Origin of the sequence: Methylobacterium sp. WL103 (genome assembly GCF_008039885.1) — a bacterium.
Taxonomy (GTDB): domain Bacteria; phylum Pseudomonadota; class Alphaproteobacteria; order Rhizobiales; family Beijerinckiaceae; genus Methylobacterium; species Methylobacterium cerastii.
On record NZ_VRUX01000871.1, the window covers coordinates 1 to 1,347 of the forward strand.

Here is a 1,347-nt window from a genome sequence, read left to right on the forward strand (position 1 = left end):
GAGCGCGACGCGGCCGGTGGTCGGCGCCTCGAGCCCGAGGATCAGGCGCAGCAGGGTGCTCTTGCCGCAACCGGACCGGCCGACGACCGCGGTGAAGCCGCCCGCGGGCAGGAACAGGTCGAGCCCGGAGATGACGGCGTTGCCGTCGAAGCTCTTGTGCAGGTCGCGAACGGTGACGGCGATGCCGCGAGCTCCCCTCTCCCGGTCGGGCGAGGAATGGGGGGAGGGATCAACCGTTTTCGAAGAGGTCACGCCCCTCTCCCTGTCGCCAAGGGCGAAGGCACCCGCGTTCGTGTCGGCGTCCGGCGGCTGCGGGGTGTCGCGAAGGTTGGCGTCGCGCAGCATCAGGCGCTCCTGTAGGCGGGGTTCCAGGCGAGGCAGCTGCGTTCCAGCTGCCGCGTCAGCGCGTCGGCAAGCTTGCCAAGCGCGGCGTAGATCAGGATCGCCAGCACCACGACGTCGACGAGCATGAACTCGCGCGCCTGCATCGCCATGTAGCCGAGACCGGACGAGGCCGAGATGGTCTCGGCGACGATGAGCGTCAGCCACATGATGCCCAGCGCGTAGCGCAGGCCGACGAAGATCGACGGGAGCGCCCCCGGCAGCACCACGCGGCGGAACAGCTCGGCGTTCGACATGCCGTAGACGCGGCCCATCTCGACCAGCGCCGGGTCGACCGAGCGGATGCCGTGCAGGGTGTTGGCGTAGATCGGGAAGAACACCCCGAGCGCCACCAGGAACAGCTTGGCCTCCTCGCCGATGCCGAACCACAGGATCACCAGCGGGATCAGCGACAGGTGGGGCACGTTGCGCACCATCTGCACCGAGGTGTCGGTGAGCCGCTCGGACAGGCGCGACAGGCCGTTGGCGAGGCCGAGCCCGAAGCCGATGCCGCCGCCGACCACGAAGCCGGCGAGCGCGCGCAGCGTGCTGACGCCGAGGTTGGTCCAGAGTTCGCCGGTGCGCCCCGCCTCGATCCCGGCCCGGACCACGTCGAGCGGGGCCGGCATGAAGCGGTTCGAGACCAGGCCGGCCGAGACCGCCGCCTGCCAGCCGAGCACGATCGCGACGGGCAAGAGCCAGGGCAGCGCGGCGTCGCGGATGCGGGAGGGGGTGGTGCTCATCGGATCTCCGCCTTCCGTTCCGGATGGGTCCAGACCGCGTCGGCGACCCGGATGGCTTTGGGCAGGAGGCCGAGGGCGTGGAAGGCGTCGGCCACGGCCTGCTGGTCGGCGATCGCCTGCGCGTCGAGGGGGGCGACGCCGTAGGACAGGCGCTCGAGCGCCACCGCCAGCACGGGCGCCGGGATGCCGACCGAAGGCGCAAGCTCGGCCGCGACCGTGGCGC

The 1,347-nt window shown here is 71.6% G+C and carries 2 protein-coding genes and 1 pseudogene; all 3 read right to left on the reverse strand.

The window, feature by feature from the left end; translation table 11 throughout:
• A partial coding sequence (locus tag FV222_RS31600; RefSeq protein WP_246685679.1) for an ATP-binding cassette domain-containing protein occupies positions 1-345 on the reverse strand: 345 nt, incomplete at its 3' end.
• Positions 345-1,124, reverse strand: a complete 780-nt coding sequence (gene ssuC, locus FV222_RS26260; RefSeq protein ID WP_147750101.1) for an aliphatic sulfonate ABC transporter permease SsuC — start codon at positions 1,122-1,124, stop codon at positions 345-347. The genes ssuC and FV222_RS31600, both read right to left, overlap by 1 nt.
• Positions 1,121-1,347, reverse strand: a pseudogene (locus FV222_RS26265) (sulfonate ABC transporter substrate-binding protein); the annotation flags it as partial. The pseudogene FV222_RS26265 and the gene ssuC, both read right to left, overlap by 4 nt.

What these genes read in the sequence shown, in the direction of transcription:
- ssuC (WP_147750101.1), bottom strand. Translation starts at nt 1,124, where the DNA reads ATGAGCACCACCCCCTCCCGCATCCGCGACGCCGCGCTGCCCTGGCTC.